The sequence below is a fragment of the Pseudomonas sp. P1_F7 genome (genome assembly GCF_056405655.1).
The window spans coordinates 17,000-35,352 of record NZ_JBFUBR010000017.1 but is presented as its reverse complement, the minus strand read 5'-3'; the positions used below and the strand labels follow the sequence as shown (position 1 = coordinate 35,352).

Sequence of the window (18,353 nt, the reverse complement as noted above, 5' to 3'; positions counted from 1 at the left end):
GATGGAACGACGTTGCCTGCTCTTCTGCCTGCTGGGGTTGGCCCTGCCGGCCAACGCCATGGACCTCAAGCAAGCCTGGGATCTGTTGCAGTTCCAGGGCCCTATCTACCAGGCCTCCGTGCATGAAAAAGAGGCTGGCGAGGAAAACCGCGCCATCGGCAAGGCCGGCCTGCTACCGCAGATCAATGCCTCGGGCTACCACAACAAGGTCAATGGCTCCCAAAGCCAGAACAACATCGACAGAGATCTCCACTACGACTCCAAGGGCGCTAACGTGCGCCTGCGCCAGCCGCTGTTCAACAAACAGAAGATGGCCGAATACCGCCAGGGTCAGCAGCGTGCCGACTACAGCGACGCGGTATTCGATGCCAAGACCCAGGACGCCGCGGTGCGCTTGTCCGAAAGCTATTTCGATGTGCTCCTGGCCAGCGAAACCATCGTCCTGGCCAAGTCCAAGCTGACCGCCTTCGAAGAGCAACTCGCTTCGGCGAAGCGGCGCATGGAGCTGGGGGCCGGCACCGTCACCGACATCGACGAGTCGGCCGCTCGCCGCGACCTCGCTGACGCCGAGCTGATCGAAGCGCAAGACAACCTGATCAACGCGCGCCGCAAGCTTGAGGAATATATCGGTGAAACCCCGGAGTCACTGACCACCTTGCGCCCGAGCTTCGATACACCACCGCTGCTACCGAGCAACCTGCAGGACTGGTTGGTCAAAGCCCAGACCGATAGCCCGCTGATCCATGCGCGCCGTTATAGCAGCGACCTCGCAGCAGAAGAAGTGAAGCGTGCCAGGGCTGGCCACTGGCCAACACTGGATTTCATTGCCGGCTACACCGCGGGTGAGAGCCAGTCACTCTCCGAGTTGAATCAACGCAACCACTACGGTTCAATCGGGCTGGAAGTCAATATCCCACTGTACAGCGGTGGCGGCGTCAGCGCGTTGACACGCCAGGCCAGTGCCAATAGCGATAAGGCCATAGACGAACTCGACGCCGCGCGACAGGAAGTCATCACCGAAACCACCCGTGAGTATCAAGGCATACTGAGCGGCGCCAAACGCATTCGCGCGCTGGAGAAGGCAGTGGAGTCCAACGAACGCTCGCTGGCATCGACACGCAAGGGCTTCAAAGAGGGCGGCACCAGCACCAACTCGGACGTCCTCAATGCCGAAGAGCTGCTCTTCGTTGCGCGCCACGATCTGTTCGATGCCAAATTGCGCTATTTGATGTCGCGCCTGCGCCTGGCCTCATCGGTGGGCAGCCTGGGCGACGACGATATCAACCAGATCAACGACTACCTCGGCCCGGAACTGCTGGTCACCAAATAACGTTCACCTGCCGGCCGGTCGAGCCAAATGATGGCTGACCGGCGTTTTCCTCCCATGATCCCCACCCAGTCAATGCGCCTCTCGTTTAACCCGTTCATTCATCGCTGCATCTCGGCGCAGAAAGGCAGCCGCCAGCGAAAAAACCGTCAACGTTGAAATTTGCCCACTAAGCCCTTGATTCCTTTTATGCTCGATCCAGTTCCAAATGAAAAGCCACGCCCAGCTCCAGGCTGTAAACTGTTTCCCCATGCGCAAACTTTTGTACCTGACATTCTCCATGGCATTGCTCGCCGCCTTCACGACCTACGCGATGTGGGCCGCGGACCGGCCGGTGGGTCATTACCTTTCAGACCTGCGGATCAACCTGGCTGTCGACCAGGGTACGCCTGCGGACCGTGGCAATCTGTTGGGCATCCAGCCCGAACTGTTTCCTACCGATTATCAAAGTCCCGAGCGCTTGCACCGCAAGCTCGCGGCCTATCTGCAAGCAGCCCGGGACCAGGGTTTGTTGAACGGCAAGACCGTCGTGGTGTTGCCGGAACACGTCGGTACATGGCTGATGGTCAGTGGCGAGAAGGATGAGTTGTATCAGGCCAGCACCCTCAAGGAGGCCATGAACTGGCTGGCGGTGAGCAATCCCCTGAAGTTCGCCAAGGCGTTGATCAGCGCCGAGGGTGGCAACCGTCTGGACGATGCCCACCTGCGCATGAAAGCCAAGGCGATGGCCAGAGACTACCAGGCATTGTTCGGAGGGCTGGCCAGGGAATTCCACGTAACACTGGTGGCGGGCTCCATCGTGCTGCCCGAACCGAGCATCATCGACGGCACCCTGAAAATCGGCCGCGGCGCGCTGTATAACAGCAGCGTGGTGTTCAACAGCGAAGGCCTGCCGATCGGCCAGCCCCAGCGCCAGATGCACCCGTTCTTCGCAGAACAGAACGGGATCAAGGCGAACGGCGAGCACTCGCTCAACGTCGTTGATACCCCCGCAGGAAGGCTGGGCGTATTGATCGGCCACGACAGCTGGTACCCGGAAAACTACCTCAAGCTCAACGACCAAAGCGTAAAGCTGGTTGCAGTACCGGCCTTTGTGACCGGCCGTGGAACCTGGGATCAACCGTGGCGTGGCTACAGGGGTTCGCCGGAGCCGGCCTCGGTCAACTTGAAGCCTGGAGAAGTCAGTGAAGGCCAGGCCTGGCAGCGCCTGACCCTCACGACCCAGATACCGGTCAGTCAGGCTGTCGCTGGCATGAGTGTGTTCCTGCGGGGCCAGTTCTGGGATCAGGGCAGCGCCGGACACAGTTTCCTCAGCAGCAACGGCCAGCACTTTGCCGACGGCAACGCCCAGGGTGCGCGTTTGCTGAACCTCTGGTTGTAAGCCATGAAACCGCAGCCGATGCGCCTCGGCGATCTGTCGGTGGGCTTTGTTCATAGCCTGGCCGATGCCGTGCGCAGTCATGGCGTCGATCCGCAGCCGCTGCTCGATCAATACGGCCTCGATGCAGCGCGCCTGAGCGAAGCCGGTGCCCGGTTGTCGATACCGCGCTACATGCGCCTGGGCCACAGCGCCATTCAGCTGACCGACAACCCGGCCCTTGGCTTGCGCATGGGCCACCTCAGTCGCCTGTGTCAGGCAGGCCTCGCAGGGGTCACCGCCGCCCAGGCGCCGACCGTACGCGAAGCCGCGCGCTGCCTGATTCGGTTCGAAGCCTTGTATGGTTCGAATTATCGGGGTCAATCAAGCTTTCACGAAGACGCCCAGGGCGCCTGGCTGCGTTTCTATTCGATCAGCCCCTATAACGCCTACAACCGCTTCGTGGTGGATTCGATCATCGCCGGCTGGTTGCAGCAATTATCCAGTGTCAGCCCTGCCCCGCTGCGCGCCGAACGCATCGAGATCGAATTCGAAGAACCCGGCTACCGCGCGGCCTATGACGTTTTGGGTGACTGTCCGATTCAATTTGGCGGCGAGCGCAATCAACTGCGCTTGAGCCTGGCAAGTCTCGCCCAGCGCAACCCCGAGCATTGCCCGAGCACCTGGCGACATTTGCTGCAACTGTGTGAGCGGGAACTGGAACAACTGACACGCACCCGTAGCCTGCGTGAGCGCATCATTGCGCTGCTGGGACCGTTGCTCAGTGGTGGCCGGGAGCCTGACCTGCAAGAGGTGGCGGCACGCCTGAAGCTGCCCACCTGGACCTTGCGCCGCAAGCTCGCCGATGAAGGCACACAATTTCGTGCGATTCTCAACGACACCCGTCGTGACCTGGCGATGACTTACATACGCGACACCGAACTGGCGTTCGGAGAGATCGCCTACCTGTTGGGCTTTGCCTCAGCCGAAGCGTTTCAACGCGCATTCAAACGCTGGAACGGGCAGACACCCGGCGAATTTCGCCGCAGCCATCGCCAATCCGCCTGATGCTTACAACTCGGTAGCGTCTTCCGCCGGCTCCAATGGGTCCAGTTCGAATGCCTGGTACTCGAGCAGCTCTTCTTGATAATCGTCCATTTTTGAATCCCCCAACCCTTATTGAAAAACGTCTGAATAAATGACCAATCCCTTGAGCATAAAGTGCCCGCGTGAAAGAAAAATGACGCGGATACGACACTCTGTCGCTACTGAATAAAACGTAGCAGTTGGTCAGGAATTTATCATTGGTTTTTTCGCGGGAGATCGCAGAACAGCGGGCTTGCTTGATGCGGGTCAATCATTGGGGTGGTCACAGGATCGGGTCATCTGATCCGATCCTGTGGTATCACCCTCACTGGCCGGAGACAGGTATCGCCGGAATGGGTTCGCTCGGCGGTGGCAAGTCACTCGGGTTCGCCGGTGGCGTGACGATTTCCAGGGACGGTGCAGGCGCTACACTCCCGGTCGGCGTGATCGGCGCCGCTTCAGGAGGCGGGGCAATCGGCTCGGAAGCCGCAGGCGCCGCTTCAACTGGTACAGGTGCAGGGGCAGCTGCAGCAGGCTGTGTAGCGGGTACCGCTGCCGGGGCAGGTGCCAGCGGTGCCGGTGCAGCCTTGGCTTCAGGCATGCCCAGGTCTGTTTTCGGCTTTTCGGGGATGTGCGCAGCCTTTTTCGCTTCCGGCGGCAGGAACAGCTCGACCAGTGCGAAGAAACGCTCGTAGAACTTGGCGGACGATACGGTTTCGCTGGCGACCTTGACCATCGAGTCATCGGAGGAGCCGATCGGCATCGACACCGAGCCCAACACACCCACACCGAGACTGGCGGAGTTGTTGGTTTTCTTCAGTGCGTAACGATCCTGCAGGGCGTTGGCGAATACGGTCGCGTGATGCCCTTCGCTGCCGTCATCGGTACAGACCACACTGAAGCTGATCTCCATGTGGTTCTCACCGGTCTGCTGGAAGCTCTTGTGACCGCTGACCAGCTTCGAATCGTTGCTGGTGATAATGTAACCCTGGCTGAGCAAGGCGCGACGGGCGGCTTCACAGCTCTGGGTATCGGTGACCGGATAGTTGCGGGAAAAGGTTCCGGAATCGTCGAAGTTCTCATGCTCGTAGATGGCGGCCTTGTTCGATGAACAACCGGCCGCAGTGGCAAGCACGGCTGCCAGCCCGACAACCCGCATGGGAAGTGATTTAAACATTGAACATCCTGAGGAAAACGGTTCGGGGCATATTGTGCAACAGATCGATGCTTAGCGGAGCATCGATCGTGTCTTAAAACGGTTACAGGCTGATTGACCCCGGTTTTACGGAAAAGTCACCGCGGCAAATGACGTACGGCCAAACAAAAAGACCCCGGCATTTCGGCCGGGGTCTCCTGTGCAGCGCTAAACCTGGTCAGGCATCAGTAACGCTTGATGTCCGCCTGGCTTTCCAGCTGCTTGCGATAAGCCGCAAAGTCTTGCTGGCCGATGCGGGAAGCGAGGTAGCGACGATACTGTGATTTCTCTTCCTCGGTCGGTGCCGCTGCTTCGTTCACGCCATTGAGGCGCACGATCATCAGGCTGCCATCAGCCAGCGTCACGCTGGTGAAGGTCGGCTTGTCCTTGGCCGCTGGCTTCGCCATGCGGAACAGCGCTTGCAGCACAGCAGGGTCGACCCCTTCCTGAGCGCGGGTTGCCGCTTCAGTGACTTTCCAGGCCTGGCCATCGACCGCCCGATCCAGCGGGGTCTTGCCGTCGCGCAGGCTGGCAATCAGGGCTTCAGCCCTGGTCTTGGCATCGGCGCTGGCGTGCTCCTTGGCCAATTGCACGCGGATCGCGGCAGAAACGCTTTCCAGCGGCAATTGCGAAGGCTTCAGGTGTTCCTTGGCACGCAACACGACCACGGTTTCCGGATCGAGTTCGATGGCGGTGCTGTTCGCGCCCTCATCCAGGACTTCCGGGCTGAACGCCGCAGTGATCACGGCACGGTTGGCTGCAATACCCTCACCGCCTTCACGGCCGAACGGCTTGGACGTTTGGACGGTCAGTTTCAGGTCCTGCGCTGGCTGAGCCAGATCGGACGCTTCGAACGAGGCGTCTTCCAGTTGCTTGCTCGCCTCAACGAAACGCTGCTCGACCTGTTGGGTTTTCAGACCACGGGTCAGCTTGTCTTTCAGGCTGGCAAACGTTGGCACTTCTGGCGCTTCAACACCCAACAACTTGATCAGGTGGAAACCGAAGTCGGTGCGAACCGGCCCCGAGACCTGGTCCATGGTCAACGAATACAGGGCTTTTTCGAACGCAGGGTCGTAGACGCCAGGACCGGCATAACCCAGGTCACCGCCGTTGTTCGCCGAACCCGGATCCTGGGAGAATTCCTTGGCCAGCGCCTCGAATTTCTCGCCCTTGGCCAGACGGGCCTGGATCTCTTCGATCTTCGCCTTGGCTTGTGCCTCGGTAGTCTTGTCGTTCACTTCAATCAGAATGTGCGCAGCCCGGCGTTGCTCGGACAGGTTCGCGATTTCTTTCTGATAGGCCGCTTGCAGGTCTTCGTCGTTGACGCTGACCTGATCGAAGAACGAGGCCTTTTTCAGCTCGAGGTAATCGATGACCACCTGATCCGGCGTCATGAACTCCTTGGCGTGTTCGTCGTAATAGGCCTTGACCTCATCGTCGGTCAGTTTCACAGCCGCCGGGTCGGCCTTGATGTTCAGGGAGGCGAAATCGCGGGTCTGTTTTTCCAGACGGGCAAACGCCAGTACCTGTGCATCGGTCACGAAACCGCTACCTGCCAGACCGGCACGCAGCTGACCAATCAGCATTTCCTGAGCCAGCATCTGGCGGAATTGCATGCGGCTATAGCCGAGTTGGCGAATCACCTGGTCGAAACGCTCGGAGCTGAACTTGCCATCAACCTGAAACTCTGGTGTTTGCAGGATGACCTGATCAAGTGCCGCTTCGGAAAAAGCGAATTTCGAGTTTTCTGCGCCTTGCAGCAGCAGTTTGCGATCGATCAGGCCCTTGAGAGCCGATTCGCGCAACATTTTTTCATCCAGCAAGGAAGCATCGAAATCCTTGCCCAGCTGTTGCATGAGCTGACGGCGTTGCATATCGACCGCCTGGCTCAGCTCGTTCTGGCTGATTTCATCGCCGTTGACCTTGGCCGCATCATTACTGTGCGACGTGGCCTTGAAAATGGCGTCGAAACCGGTCAAAGCCATCAGAACAACGATGACCCCGATAATAGTCTTGGCAATCCAGCCTTGTGAATTGTCCCTGATATTCTGCAGCATGCGTCCCCCAGAAACGGTTGAACTTCAAAATTAGGCAACCGTGGAGCGTGGGTAGAATCCGGATAGAAGAAAGGCGCATCCGAGGATGCGCCTTCTCGTAACTGGCGGAGCGGATCGAGGGCTCTAACTGGCGACCCTCGGTGTCTTGAACCGGCGACCTGCAGTCAGGACTGCCGCTCCGCTGCCAAGTCAGGCATGACCCCGACCCGGATGGGTAAAAACCTGAATCGAACTTAGTTGACAGCTTCTTTCAGTGCTTTACCGGCTTTGAAACCTGGTTTTTTGGCTGCCGCGATTTCCAGCGTCTTACCGGTCTGTGGGTTACGACCAATGCGAGCTGGACGATCAGTTACGGAGAAAGTACCGAAACCAACCAGAACAACAGAGTCGCCAGCCTTGAGAGCGCCAGTAACGGATTCGATTACAGCGTCCAGCGCACGGCCAGCAGCAGCTTTCGGGATATCAGCGGATGCAGCGATAGCATCAATCAGTTCCGACTTGTTCACTCTAAGTCCCCTTATATCTATTTGAGTATGATTCTAAGTTTTTTTGGTGAAAGCAAAAACGAGTGCTGAATGGCCTACAGACACTTAAGAGCCGCTTTATAACAAGGGCTCTAAAAAGCTGTCAAGAAAGCCCCCCAGGCAAATACGTACTAATGCGTGCTAATTCTTTCCTTAGAATCTGCGTCGCGCTTCTCATCCTTCGCGACTATCTCCGGAGCCACGTCCGGCAAGGGCTCCGGCGCGTATTGCAACGCAATTTGCAGGACCTCGTCAATCCATTTAACCGGTTTAATCTGTAGATCCTGCTTGATATTGTCCGGAATCTCTTTGAGATCGCGCACATTCTCTTCAGGAATGATCACCGTCTTGATTCCACCACGATGGGCAGCCAGCAGTTTTTCTTTCAAGCCGCCAATGGCCAGCACCTGACCACGCAAAGTGATTTCGCCGGTCATGGCGACATCCGCGCGTACCGGAATGCCGGTCAATGCCGACACCAGGGCCGTGCACATGCCTACACCGGCGCTAGGACCGTCCTTCGGAGTCGCCCCTTCCGGCATGTGGATGTGCGTGTCGCGCTTCTCATGGAAGTCCAGGGGAATGCCCAGGCTCTTCGCCCGACTGCGAACAACAGTCAAGGCGGCGGTGATCGACTCGACCATCACATCACCCAAAGAACCGGTCTTGATCAACTGGCCCTTGCCCGGCACCACAGCGGCTTCGATGGTCAGCAGTTCGCCGCCCACCTGGGTCCACGCCAGCCCGGTCACCTGACCGATCTGATCCTGCTGCTCGGCCAGGCCGTAGCGGAATTTACGCACGCCCAGGAAGTGCTCCAGCATGTCTGCGGTCACCTTCACCGAGAAGCGTTTTTCCAGCGCGTGCTCCTTGACGGCCTTACGGCAAACCTTGGCAATCTGACGCTCCAGCCCACGCACACCGGCTTCACGGGTGTAGTAGCGAATGATGTCGCGGATCGCCTCTGCGTCAAACTCCAGCTCGCCTTTCTTCAAGCCGTTGGCAGCAATCTGCTTTGGCGAAAGGTATTTGACGGCGATGTTGATCTTCTCGTCTTCGGTGTAGCCCGGCAGACGGATCACTTCCATCCGGTCCAGCAACGCCGGCGGGATATTCATCGAGTTCGAGGTGCACAGGAACATCACATCGGACAGGTCGTAATCGACTTCCAGATAGTGATCGTTGAAGTTGTGGTTCTGCTCGGGATCGAGCACTTCCAGCAACGCCGATGCCGGATCGCCACGCATATCGCTGCCCATTTTGTCGATTTCATCGAGCAGGAACAGCGGGTTGCGCACACCCACTTTTGTCATCTTTTGAATCAATCTTCCTGGCATCGAACCGATGTAAGTACGGCGATGACCACGAATTTCCGCTTCATCACGTACACCGCCGAGGGCCATGCGCACGAATTTGCGGTTGGTAGCGTGAGCAATCGACTCCGCCAGGGACGTTTTACCCACCCCGGGAGGACCGACCAGGCACAACACCGGACCACGAATTTTCTTCACGCGCTTTTGCACGGCGAGGTATTCGAGGATGCGTTCTTTGACTTCTTCCAGGCCGTAGTGGTCGGCATCCAGAATGTCTTCTGCACGCGCCAGATCCAGGCGCACCTTGCTCTGGGCCTTCCACGGCACCTGAACCAGCCAGTCGATGTAGGAGCGCACCACGGTCGCTTCCGCGGACATCGGCGACATTTGCTTGAGCTTGTTCAATTCGGCCGTCGCCTTGGCCAGGGCGTCTTTCGGCAGGCCGGCGGCATCGATACGCTTCTTCAGCTCTTCGACTTCGTTGTGACCTTCGTCGCTGTCGCCGAGCTCTTTCTGAATGGCCTTCATCTGCTCATTCAGGTAGTACTCGCGCTGACTGCGCTCCATTTGCTTTTTGACGCGGCCGCGAATGCGTTTTTCGACTTGCAGCAGATCGATCTCGGCATCCAGCAACGCCAGAACGTGCTCGACCCGGGCCGACAAATCGATGATTTCGAGGATTTCCTGCTTCTGTTCGATCTTCAGGGCCATGTGCGCGGCCATGGTGTCCACCAGGCGGCCTGGCTCATCGATGCTGTTGAGCGACGACAGGACTTCAGCCGGGACTTTCTTGCCCAACTGCACATATTGCTCGAACTGAGACAGCAGGCTGCGAACGAACACTTCCGACTCGCGCTCTGGCGCGTCGACTTCGTCGATCAGGGAGACTTCGGCACGGCAGTGGCCGTCCACTTCGCTGAAACGCTCAACGGCGCCCCGCTGCTCACCCTCGACCAGAACCTTGACCGTTCCGTCAGGCAGCTTCAGCAGCTGCAGAACGGTGGCAATTGTACCGACGCGATACAGGGCATCTTCACCGGGATCGTCGTCAGCCGGGTTTCTCTGGGCCAGCAGAAGAATCTGCTTGTCACCCGTCATCGCAGCCTCGAGGGCTTCGATGGATTTCTCGCGCCCCACGAACAGCGGGATAACCATGTGCGGATAAACCACGACATCACGCAATGGCAGGAGAGGCAATTCGATGGTTGTCTTCATGATTTCGCCTCTACGGCGGCCGTAAGGCCGTAAACAGATGGAAGTAAGCTTGAAACCAAGATGGGGGCTGCTTTGGAAAAAAACAAGCGGATAAAAGAACCACTTGAAAGATTGCAGCTTACGAAAGCTGCTGCGATGGGCCGGACAGGTCTTCAAAGACCGTCTTCACTGGCAAGCCAGCGCCTACGGGCCGGCTCCCACAATAGCAAAGGGGCCCGAAGGCCCCTTCTTTATTCAAGCTGCGTGACGCTTAAGCGTCTGGCGCGGCCTTGGCGGTCGGCTCACTGTTTTCGTAGATATACAGTGGCTTGGACTTGCCTTCTATCACGCTTTCATCGATCACTACTTTACTCACCTCGGATTGCGAGGGGATTTCATACATAGTGTCGAGCAATACACCTTCGAGAATCGAACGCAGGCCACGGGCACCGGTTTTACGCTCCAGGGCACGCTTGGCGACCGATTTCAGAGCGTCGGAACGGAATTCCAGATCAACGCCTTCCATCTCGAACAGCTTGGCATACTGCTTGGTCAGAGCATTTTTCGGCTCGGTGAGGATCTGCATCAACGCAGCCTCGTCAAGCTCGTCCAGCGTCGCAAGGACCGGCAGACGACCGACGAATTCCGGGATCAGACCGAACTTGACCAGATCGTCAGGCTCGACTTCACGCAGGGATTCACCGACTTTCTTGCCTTCTTCCTTGCTGCGCACTTCTGCGTTGAAGCCGATGCCGCCCTTGGTGGAACGGTTTTGAATAACCTTTTCCAGACCAGAGAACGCACCACCGCAGATGAACAGGATGTTACGGGTGTCGACCTGCAGGAATTCCTGCTGCGGATGCTTGCGACCACCTTGAGGCGGAACGGAAGCGACCGTGCCTTCGATCAACTTGAGCAGGGCCTGCTGCACGCCCTCACCGGAAACGTCCCGGGTAATCGACGGGTTGTCAGACTTGCGCGAAATCTTGTCGATTTCATCGATGTAGACAATACCCATCTGGGCTTTTTCCACGTCGTAATCGCACTTCTGCAGCAGCTTCTGAATGATGTTCTCGACATCTTCACCCACGTAACCCGCCTCGGTGAGGGTGGTTGCGTCAGCGATCGTGAACGGAACGTTCAGCAAGCGGGCCAGTGTTTCGGCAAGCAGGGTTTTACCCGAGCCTGTCGGGCCGATCAGCAGGATGTTGCTCTTGCCGAGTTCGACGTCGTCATTCTTTTTGTCACGCTGGTTCAGACGCTTGTAGTGGTTGTACACCGCTACGGCCAGAACCTTTTTCGCACGCTCCTGACCAATCACATACTGATCAAGGATGCCGCTGATTTCTTTAGGCGAAGGCAATTTATGCGCGCTGCTTTCGGCCTGTGCTTCCTGCACCTCCTCGCGGATGATGTCGTTGCACAGGTCGACGCACTCGTCGCAGATAAAGACCGAGGGGCCGGCAATCAATTTGCGTACTTCATGCTGGCTTTTGCCACAGAAGGAGCAATAGAGCAGCTTGCCGTTGTCCTCGCCGTTGCGGGTGTCAGTCATTCGTTCGATCCAAATCCGATAGGCTTGCAACACAAGATGAAGGCTATTGCGGGCTTTTTCAAGCCCGCTGGTGATCGGACCCGCCGACCAACCCTATTTTGAGCTGCTTATTTTAAGCAGGGCGCTGGCTGATCACTTCGTCGATCAACCCGTACTCACGCGCAGCTTCTGCACTCATGAAATTGTCGCGGTTGGTATCGCGCTCGATTTCTTCAAGAGTGCGCCCGCTATGCTGGGCCATCAGCGTGTTGAGACGCTCACGAATAAAGAGGATTTCCTTGGCATGGATTTCGATATCCGACGCCTGGCCCTGGAAACCGCCCAGTGGCTGGTGAATCATCACACGCGAGTTCGGCAGGCAGTAACGCTTGCCAGGGGCACCGGCCGTCAGCAGAAACGCGCCCATGCTGCACGCCTGACCGATACAGGTGGTCGCCACGTTGGGTTTGATGAACTGCATGGTGTCGTAGATCGACATGCCCGCCGTCACCGAACCGCCCGGGGAGTTGATGTAGAGATGGATGTCCTTGTCCGGGTTTTCCGCTTCAAGGAACAGCAGTTGCGCACAGATCAGGTTGGCCATGTAGTCCTCTACCGGACCAACCAGAAAGATCACTCGCTCCTTGAGCAGGCGCGAGTAGATGTCGTAGGCGCGCTCGCCACGAGCGGACTGCTCGACAACCATCGGGACCAGGCCGCCTGCGGCCTGGATATCAGAGTTCTGCTGAATATACGAATTACGGAACATGCTCTGCAGTCACTCCCAAATAGTTATGTCTTGAATACGCATAAGCCAGCTCGAAGGCTGGCTTATGGTGTTTGCTTCTTACCGCAAAAGTGATCAGTCGGCTTGTGGAGCTTCTACCGGCTTGACCGCTTCTTCGTAAGAGACCGACTTGTCGGTCACGCTAGCTTTCTGCAGAACAGTATCCACAACTTGCTCTTCCAGCACAACCGAACGAACTTCGTTCAGTTGCTGGTCGTTCTTGTAGTACCAGGACACAACCTGCTCAGGCTCCTGGTAGGCCGAAGCCATTTCCTGAATCATCTCGCGAACGCGGGTTTCGTCTGGCTTCAGGTCGAATTGCTTGACCACTTCAGCCACGATCAGGCCCAGCACTACACGGCGCTTGGCTTGTTCTTCGAACAGCTCGGCCGGCAGCTGGTCAGGCTTGATGTTGCCGCCGAACTGCTGGACAGCCTGCACGCGCAGACGGTCAACTTCGTTGGACAGCAGAGCCTTTGGCACTTCGATCGGGTTGGTGGCCAGCAGACCGTCCATTACCTGATTCTTGACCTTGGATTTGATCGCCTGACGCAGCTCGCGCTCCATGTTCTTGCGAACTTCGGCACGGAAGCCATCCAGACCGGTTTCCTTGATGCCGAATTGAGCGAAGAATTCTTCGGTCAGTTCTGGCAGCTTTGGCTCGGAAACGGTGTTGACGGTCACGGTGAACTCGGCGGTTTTACCAGCCAGGTCCAGGTTCTGATAGTCCTCTGGGAAAGTCAGGTTCAGAACACGTTCTTCACCGGCTTTTGCGCCAACCAGGCCATCTTCGAAACCAGGGATCATGCGGCCGGAACCCAGAACCAACTGAGTACCCTTGGCGGAACCGCCAGCGAACACTTCACCGTCAACCTTGCCGACGAAATCAATGTTCAGCTGGTCTTCGTTCTGGGCAGCGCGATCGGCCACTTCGAAACGGGTGTTCTGCTTGCGCAGGACTTCCAGCATTTTGTCCAGATCGGCATCAGCCACGTCAGCGCTCAGGCGCTCGACGGTGATACCTTCGAAACCGGCAACGGTGAACTCTGGGAACACTTCAAAAACAGCGACGTATTCCAGGTCCTTGCCTGCTTCCAGGGATTTAGGCTCGATCGAAGGCGAACCAGCCGGGTTCAGCTTCTGCTCAACCACAGCTTCGTAGAAGGAAGACTGGATCACGTCGCCTACAGCTTCCTGACGAGCATCGGCACCGAAACGGCGCTTGATTTCGCTCATTGGCACTTTGCCTGGACGGAAGCCAGCAATCTTGGCCTTTTGGGCGGTCTGCTGCAGACGCTTGTTGACCTGGCTCTCGATGCGCTCAGCCGGCACGGTGACGCTCATGCGGCGCTCAAGAGCAGTAGTATTTTCAACAGAAACTTGCATGGATATTCCTCGTTGCACAGACGTTAGCCGGCCGTTTCCGACCCCAGAATCAAGGGCATGCATTCTAGTGGGTCAAACTCAAGAAGTCACCCTACTGAAAACGGGTAAAAACGCAGCAGGCAATTTATAGGTGCGAATGCACGAATGCACCTCGCCCCGATGGCAAATACAACCAATCACGCCAGGGCTCTGCGCCAACCCTTCTATATAGATGAGTCGCCAATCATTTCCCTGACAGCCGGTCTCGCAAGCAAGGCCGGCGGACAGGACGGCATCATCGAGAAACAAAAATACGACGAAACGCCCTGCCCCTGCAGCCCATAACCTGCGGCCGCTGAAACAAAAAAGGCGCCAGACTTTTCAATCTGGCGCCTTTCGAAATATGGGGTGGACGATGGGGATCGAACCCACGACAACGGGAGTCACAATCCCGTGCTCTACCAACTGAGCTACGCCCACCATATTGCCTGTTAAAGAAGTCAAACAACTTCTTTATCAAGCTCCAGCCAGGCCAACAGCCTGAGTGAAGCTTTATTTGGTGCGGATGAAGAGACTCGAACTCTTACGCCTCGCGGCGCTGGAACCTAAATCCAGTGTGTCTACCAATTCCACCACATCCGCGGGTTGAAGCTTTTAAAGCAAAGGCGCCAGACTGTTAATCTGGCGCCTTTCGAAATATGGGGTGGACGATGGGGATCGAACCCACGACAACGGGAGTCACAATCCCGTGCTCTACCAACTGAGCTACGCCCACCATATCGCGTTACTTGTGCCAAAGCTGCCTAATGGCGCACCCGGCAGGACTCGAACCTGCGACCATCCGCTTAGAAGGCGGATGCTCTATCCAGCTGAGCTACGGGCGCCTTGTTAGCTGTACCCTTGGAGGACTACAAACTAAGTGCTTTCCAGTCTCGCAGAACCGTAATCCTGCTCAACCTTCTTAACCAGTGCTAGGCTGTGCCCGACAAGTGCGACGAATAGTATAGAGCCCCCCGAAGGTCGTCAAATCCTTTTTAAAAAAAATTCATTTAATTAAAGGAGTTAGGGGAATTTGCAGACCAAGCGCCTTTGCCCTCACCGCATGACATGCGAGAATGCGTTCTCTTTTTTTCCCCTCTCGATGGTTAATCACGCGCAATGACTGCACAACTAATCGACGGCAAATCGATCGCCGCCAGCCTGCGCCAGCAGATCGCCCAACGTGTCACCGAGCGTCGCCTGCAAGGCCTGCGCACGCCCGGCCTTGCGGTGATCCTGGTCGGCAGCGATCCTGCCTCTCAGGTTTATGTCTCGCACAAGCGTAAAGACTGTGAAGAGGTCGGCTTTCTATCCCAAGCTTATGACCTGCCTTCCGAAACCACTCAAGAAGCGCTGACCGAGCTGATCGATCGCCTGAACGACGACCCTGCAATCGACGGCGTTCTGCTTCAGCTTCCACTTCCCGAACACCTGGACGCCTCCAGACTGCTGGAGCGCATTCGTCCGGATAAAGACGTCGACGGTTTCCATCCTTATAACGTCGGTCGCCTGGCCCAGCGTATCCCGCTGCTGCGCCCATGCACCCCCAAAGGCATCATGACCCTGCTGGAAAGCACCGGTGTCGACCTTTACGGGATGGATGCCGTGGTTGTCGGTGCGTCCAATATTGTTGGCCGCCCGATGGCGATGGAGTTGCTGCTGGCCGGTTGCACCGTGACGGTCACCCACCGCTTTACCAAGGACCTGGCCGGCCATGTCGGCCGTGCGGACCTGGTCGTTGTCGCCGCCGGCAAGCCGGGCCTGGTCAAGGGTGAATGGATCAAGGAAGGCGCGATCGTGATCGATGTCGGCATCAACCGTCAGGACGACGGAAAGCTGGTCGGTGACGTGATCTACGAAACCGCCCTGCCCCGCGCCGGCTGGATCACTCCGGTGCCAGGTGGCGTTGGCCCGATGACCCGTGCCTGCCTGCTGGAAAACACCCTGTACGCCGCTGAAACCCTGCACAGCTAAGTTTCAACGCGGACACAGACAGCGAGTCAAAGAACCCCGCCCTTGGCGGGGTTTTTTTGACTGCGAAAAAACCTCGACCACCCGCCGGAAAATGACATTTTTTTCATGTTTCTCAGGACTTTCACCTGTTACTTGAACAACCATCGACAGTTATTCAGCCATACTCCAGAATGTCGCGCTTTTTACGAAATAGCCCGTTACAAAACGGCTTATCAACACCTTATGAGTCTGCCAGCGTGAAAATCCGTCTTTCCATCCTGAGCCTATTTTTTGCAGTTACAGGGACGTTCATCACGCCTGTTGCCAGCGCTGGCGAAACCACGGCGGCACCGCGAGATACTTCACATCTCAAGATCGCCTCCGGCAGCGCCTTACTCATGGATCTGCAGACCAATAAAGTCATCTACGCCAGCAACCCTGACGTGGTCGTCCCCATTGCGTCGGTCAGCAAGCTGATGACGGGCCTGGTGGTGGTTGAAGCCCGCCAGAACATGGACGAATACATCAATATCAACATCAGCGACACCCCGGAAATGAAAGGTGTGTACTCCCGGGTCAAGCTCAACAGCGAAATGCCGCGCCGGGAAATGCTGCTGATTGCCCTGATGTCATCTGAAAACCGAGCCGCTGCAAGCTTGGCCCACCACTATCCGGGTGGCTATGCCGCGTTCATTGCTGCAATGAACGCCAAGGCCCGGGCCTTGGGCATGACCAATACCCATTTCGTCGAACCGACAGGTCTCTCGCCGCGCAACGTTTCGACCGCTCGCGATTTGAGCAAACTGTTGATTGCCGCGCACAAGTACCCGCTGCTGACCGAGCTGAGTACAACCAAGGAAAAGACCGTTTCGTTTCGCAAACCGAACTACAGCCTGGGTTTCCGCAACACCGACCATTTGGTCCGCAAGCCGGACTGGGACATCCAGCTGACAAAAACCGGTTTCACCAACGAAGCAGGTCACTGCCTGGTGCTGGTGACCCGAATGGGTAACCGCCCGGTGGCCTTGGTGATCCTTGACGCCTATGGCAAGTACACCCATTTTGCCGATGCCACGCGCATTCGTAATTGGGTAGAGAGCGGCAAGAGCGCGGACGTGCCTTCCGTAGCCTTGCAGTACAAGGCAGACAAGAACCTCAAGCAGCGGCAGAGCGGCGTGGTTGAAGCGTCGAAGTAACCTTGCTGCAAACGCATGAAAAAGCCCCGAACATTCGGGGCTTTTTTTCGTCGCAAAGTTAGTCGTTAGGCAGCGGCATCTGGTCGTCATCCGGAATACCGTCACCGGTACACGGATCTCTCCAACCCTTCGGCTGCTCAGTGGGTACCACCGTTGGCCGCGCCAGAGGATCCCTCAACGGGCTGTCGGGATCCATCACCGGATCAGTGCTTTGCTCGGGGGTTGTGGGGACAGTTTCCGGACGTTTGTCATCGAAACTGGAATCGGTAGACATACGCACCTCCATTGGACCTAAGGCTTCAGGTTGCCCAGTGGATCATAGGGCTTGGCCGGAGCCTTGGGGTTGTCACCCGGCTTCACGTCCCTCGGCGCCTTGGCGGGCCCGATCGGGTCAACCTGAGGATCGGCAAGGTCCGGTGAGTCAGGATCAAAACCCAGTTCATTGCCAGACGAATGTTCAGACGAGTGCGGACCGACGGGCGTTTTGGAATGAGCCATGGGTGCCTCCTGATCTCGGCCCGAAGCAATGTTCCGGGCCCTTAAGATCAGAGGCTGGCGATAGGCGATGGTGCCCGGCAGGTGACCAACGGACTTACTGGCTGGCCAAGGCTTTTTTCGCCCTGGCGGCGGCCTGCTCCTGACCGGCCTGAGCCAGATCGTTGGCGGCCTTGAGCCAGCGCTGTTGATCGACCTGGGCCGGGATTTGCGTCGGTTTCTGGATCAGCACGGCCCAACCACCGGCGTCCTTGAACGCCGACTCGAAGGAACTGAAGCTCATCAGTTCGCGGCGATTCATCCCTGCCCGCAGCAGGACCGTCTGCTTCTGGCGGTTGTAGCCGGCCAGAATGGCGTAACGCGGTTCGGCCCACATGGCCGAACCTTCAGTGAAGCGCACCATCACCGGATAACCGGCGGCGACTTGCGTCAACAAGGCCGCAAGGTTGCTGTCGAGGGGATAAACGACCATCCCGTACTCGCGGGCCAGGTTCTGCATGTTCTGTTGCAACTGAGCTTCGCCCCCCGGCAGATGCAAGGGCTTGTCGAGCAACCCCGGGGTAATCACGATGCCCTGCTGGGACAGCATGCTGGCCAGCACCTGCGGCCCGCTTTGATACGCATCGCCCCGGTAGAATCGGCCGCTGAGCTCGACTCGCTCCGGCAAACGCTTGATCTCGGGCGCAACGCTCCCGGCACAGCCCACCAGACCTGTCACGCAACCGGCGATCAGCATGGCCGACAAAATTCGAGAAAATACCCGCACCATCATCTCTCTCTTGTTCAGGTTCAGACGCCAGGCAATCCCATTCCCGGCTGGGTCGTCGATCATAGGTCGCCGCGCCGCTACGGTATAGCTCTAAACGGTAGTCGCGTGCATTCGATAGAGCGAACTGGTTGGTGACTGCCGACTTTCGGTCAATAGCCTGAA

The 18,353-nt window shown here is 57.5% G+C and carries 15 protein-coding genes and 4 tRNA genes; 5 read left to right on the top strand and 14 right to left on the bottom strand.

Annotation, left to right across the window (positions count from 1 at the left end; genetic code table 11):
- Position 1 precedes the first annotated feature (1 nt).
- The 3 genes from AC1D1M_RS23945 to AC1D1M_RS23935 all read left to right on the top strand — a co-directional run bounded on the left by AC1D1M_RS23945 (position 2) and on the right by AC1D1M_RS23935 (position 3,752).
- Positions 2–1,330: a TolC family outer membrane protein gene (locus AC1D1M_RS23945; RefSeq protein ID WP_477777512.1), complete on the top strand. Its 1,329-nt coding sequence runs from the start codon at positions 2–4 to the stop codon at positions 1,328–1,330.
- 247 nt (positions 1,331–1,577) lie between these two features.
- Positions 1,578–2,708: a nitrilase-related carbon-nitrogen hydrolase gene (locus AC1D1M_RS23940; RefSeq protein WP_477777511.1), complete on the top strand. Its 1,131-nt coding sequence runs from the start codon at positions 1,578–1,580 to the stop codon at positions 2,706–2,708.
- A 3-nt stretch (positions 2,709–2,711) separates the two neighbouring features.
- On the top strand, positions 2,712–3,752 hold the full coding sequence (locus tag AC1D1M_RS23935; protein ID WP_477777510.1) for an AraC family transcriptional regulator: 1,041 nt from the start codon (positions 2,712–2,714) through the stop codon (positions 3,750–3,752).
- A 343-nt stretch (positions 3,753–4,095) separates the two neighbouring features.
- Here AC1D1M_RS23935 and AC1D1M_RS23930 read toward each other — a convergent pair whose 3' ends face one another.
- The 11 genes from AC1D1M_RS23930 to AC1D1M_RS23880 form a co-directional block, all read right to left on the bottom strand.
- Positions 4,096–4,947, bottom strand: coding sequence for a DUF2242 domain-containing protein (locus AC1D1M_RS23930; RefSeq protein WP_477777509.1), 852 nt, complete (start codon positions 4,945–4,947; stop codon positions 4,096–4,098).
- Positions 4,948–5,150: 203 nt separating this feature from the next.
- Entirely contained in the window at positions 5,151–7,022 is a 1,872-nt protein-coding gene (locus tag AC1D1M_RS23925) for a SurA N-terminal domain-containing protein (RefSeq protein WP_477777508.1), read from the bottom strand.
- A 233-nt stretch (positions 7,023–7,255) separates the two neighbouring features.
- The gene (locus tag AC1D1M_RS23920) at positions 7,256–7,528 is read right to left on the bottom strand and encodes an HU family DNA-binding protein (RefSeq protein WP_002552737.1); all 273 of its coding nucleotides are present in this window, start codon (positions 7,526–7,528) and stop codon (positions 7,256–7,258) included.
- Positions 7,529–7,677: 149 nt separating this feature from the next.
- Positions 7,678–10,074, bottom strand: a complete 2,397-nt coding sequence (gene lon / locus AC1D1M_RS23915) for an endopeptidase La (protein ID WP_477777507.1) — start codon at positions 10,072–10,074, stop codon at positions 7,678–7,680.
- A 250-nt stretch (positions 10,075–10,324) separates the two neighbouring features.
- On the bottom strand, positions 10,325–11,608 hold the full coding sequence (gene clpX / locus AC1D1M_RS23910) for an ATP-dependent Clp protease ATP-binding subunit ClpX (protein ID WP_007982210.1): 1,284 nt from the start codon (positions 11,606–11,608) through the stop codon (positions 10,325–10,327).
- A 112-nt stretch (positions 11,609–11,720) separates the two neighbouring features.
- Positions 11,721–12,356: an ATP-dependent Clp endopeptidase proteolytic subunit ClpP gene (gene clpP / locus AC1D1M_RS23905; protein WP_008048846.1), complete on the bottom strand. Its 636-nt coding sequence runs from the start codon at positions 12,354–12,356 to the stop codon at positions 11,721–11,723.
- A gap of 93 nt (positions 12,357–12,449) precedes the next feature.
- On the bottom strand, positions 12,450–13,760 hold the full coding sequence (gene tig / locus AC1D1M_RS23900; RefSeq protein WP_477777506.1) for a trigger factor: 1,311 nt from the start codon (positions 13,758–13,760) through the stop codon (positions 12,450–12,452).
- 383 nt (positions 13,761–14,143) lie between these two features.
- A tRNA-His gene (locus AC1D1M_RS23895) sits at positions 14,144–14,219 on the bottom strand.
- Between the two features lie 77 nt (positions 14,220–14,296).
- Positions 14,297–14,381 (bottom strand) — tRNA-Leu (locus AC1D1M_RS23890).
- 57 nt (positions 14,382–14,438) lie between these two features.
- Positions 14,439–14,514 (bottom strand) — tRNA-His (locus AC1D1M_RS23885).
- Between the two features lie 32 nt (positions 14,515–14,546).
- Positions 14,547–14,623, bottom strand: a tRNA-Arg gene (locus AC1D1M_RS23880).
- A 274-nt stretch (positions 14,624–14,897) separates the two neighbouring features.
- Here AC1D1M_RS23880 and folD point away from each other — a divergent pair.
- Together folD and pbpG are read left to right on the top strand one after the other, a co-directional pair.
- A complete protein-coding gene (gene folD, locus AC1D1M_RS23875) occupies positions 14,898–15,752 on the top strand; it encodes a bifunctional methylenetetrahydrofolate dehydrogenase/methenyltetrahydrofolate cyclohydrolase FolD (protein ID WP_477777505.1) in 855 nt (284 codons plus the stop codon).
- 236 nt (positions 15,753–15,988) lie between these two features.
- Positions 15,989–16,927, top strand: a complete 939-nt coding sequence (gene pbpG / locus AC1D1M_RS23870) for a D-alanyl-D-alanine endopeptidase (RefSeq protein ID WP_477777504.1) — start codon at positions 15,989–15,991, stop codon at positions 16,925–16,927.
- A 58-nt stretch (positions 16,928–16,985) separates the two neighbouring features.
- Here the strand turns inward: pbpG and AC1D1M_RS23865 are convergent, their stop codons facing one another.
- The 3 genes from AC1D1M_RS23865 to AC1D1M_RS23855 all read right to left on the bottom strand — a co-directional run bounded on the left by AC1D1M_RS23865 (position 16,986) and on the right by AC1D1M_RS23855 (position 18,254).
- Positions 16,986–17,201, bottom strand: a complete 216-nt coding sequence (locus AC1D1M_RS23865) for a hypothetical protein (RefSeq protein WP_477777503.1) — start codon at positions 17,199–17,201, stop codon at positions 16,986–16,988.
- 17 nt (positions 17,202–17,218) lie between these two features.
- Positions 17,219–17,425 (bottom strand): DUF6021 family protein, encoded by a 207-nt coding sequence (locus AC1D1M_RS23860; protein ID WP_477777502.1) that lies wholly within the window; start codon positions 17,423–17,425, stop codon positions 17,219–17,221.
- Positions 17,426–17,519: 94 nt separating this feature from the next.
- Positions 17,520–18,254, bottom strand: coding sequence for a peptidase C39 family protein (locus AC1D1M_RS23855; RefSeq protein WP_477777501.1), 735 nt, complete (start codon positions 18,252–18,254; stop codon positions 17,520–17,522).
- Positions 18,255–18,353: the final 99 nt, after the last annotated feature.

Coding starts and splice junctions, on each gene's coding strand:
- AC1D1M_RS23945 (WP_477777512.1), top strand. CDS start 2: ATGGAACGACGTTGCCTGCTCTTCTGCCTGCTGGGGTTGGCCCTGCCG.
- AC1D1M_RS23940 (WP_477777511.1), top strand. CDS start 1,578: ATGCGCAAACTTTTGTACCTGACATTCTCCATGGCATTGCTCGCCGCC.
- AC1D1M_RS23935 (WP_477777510.1), top strand. CDS start 2,712: ATGAAACCGCAGCCGATGCGCCTCGGCGATCTGTCGGTGGGCTTTGTT.
- AC1D1M_RS23930 (WP_477777509.1), bottom strand. CDS start 4,947: ATGTTTAAATCACTTCCCATGCGGGTTGTCGGGCTGGCAGCCGTGCTT.
- AC1D1M_RS23925 (WP_477777508.1), bottom strand. CDS start 7,022: ATGCTGCAGAATATCAGGGACAATTCACAAGGCTGGATTGCCAAGACT.
- lon (WP_477777507.1), bottom strand. CDS start 10,074: ATGAAGACAACCATCGAATTGCCTCTCCTGCCATTGCGTGATGTCGTG.
- clpX (WP_007982210.1), bottom strand. CDS start 11,608: ATGACTGACACCCGCAACGGCGAGGACAACGGCAAGCTGCTCTATTGC.
- clpP (WP_008048846.1), bottom strand. CDS start 12,356: ATGTTCCGTAATTCGTATATTCAGCAGAACTCTGATATCCAGGCCGCA.
- tig (WP_477777506.1), bottom strand. CDS start 13,760: ATGCAAGTTTCTGTTGAAAATACTACTGCTCTTGAGCGCCGCATGAGC.
- folD (WP_477777505.1), top strand. CDS start 14,898: ATGACTGCACAACTAATCGACGGCAAATCGATCGCCGCCAGCCTGCGC.
- AC1D1M_RS23865 (WP_477777503.1), bottom strand. CDS start 17,201: ATGTCTACCGATTCCAGTTTCGATGACAAACGTCCGGAAACTGTCCCC.
- AC1D1M_RS23860 (WP_477777502.1), bottom strand. CDS start 17,425: ATGGCTCATTCCAAAACGCCCGTCGGTCCGCACTCGTCTGAACATTCG.
- AC1D1M_RS23855 (WP_477777501.1), bottom strand. CDS start 18,254: ATGATCGACGACCCAGCCGGGAATGGGATTGCCTGGCGTCTGAACCTG.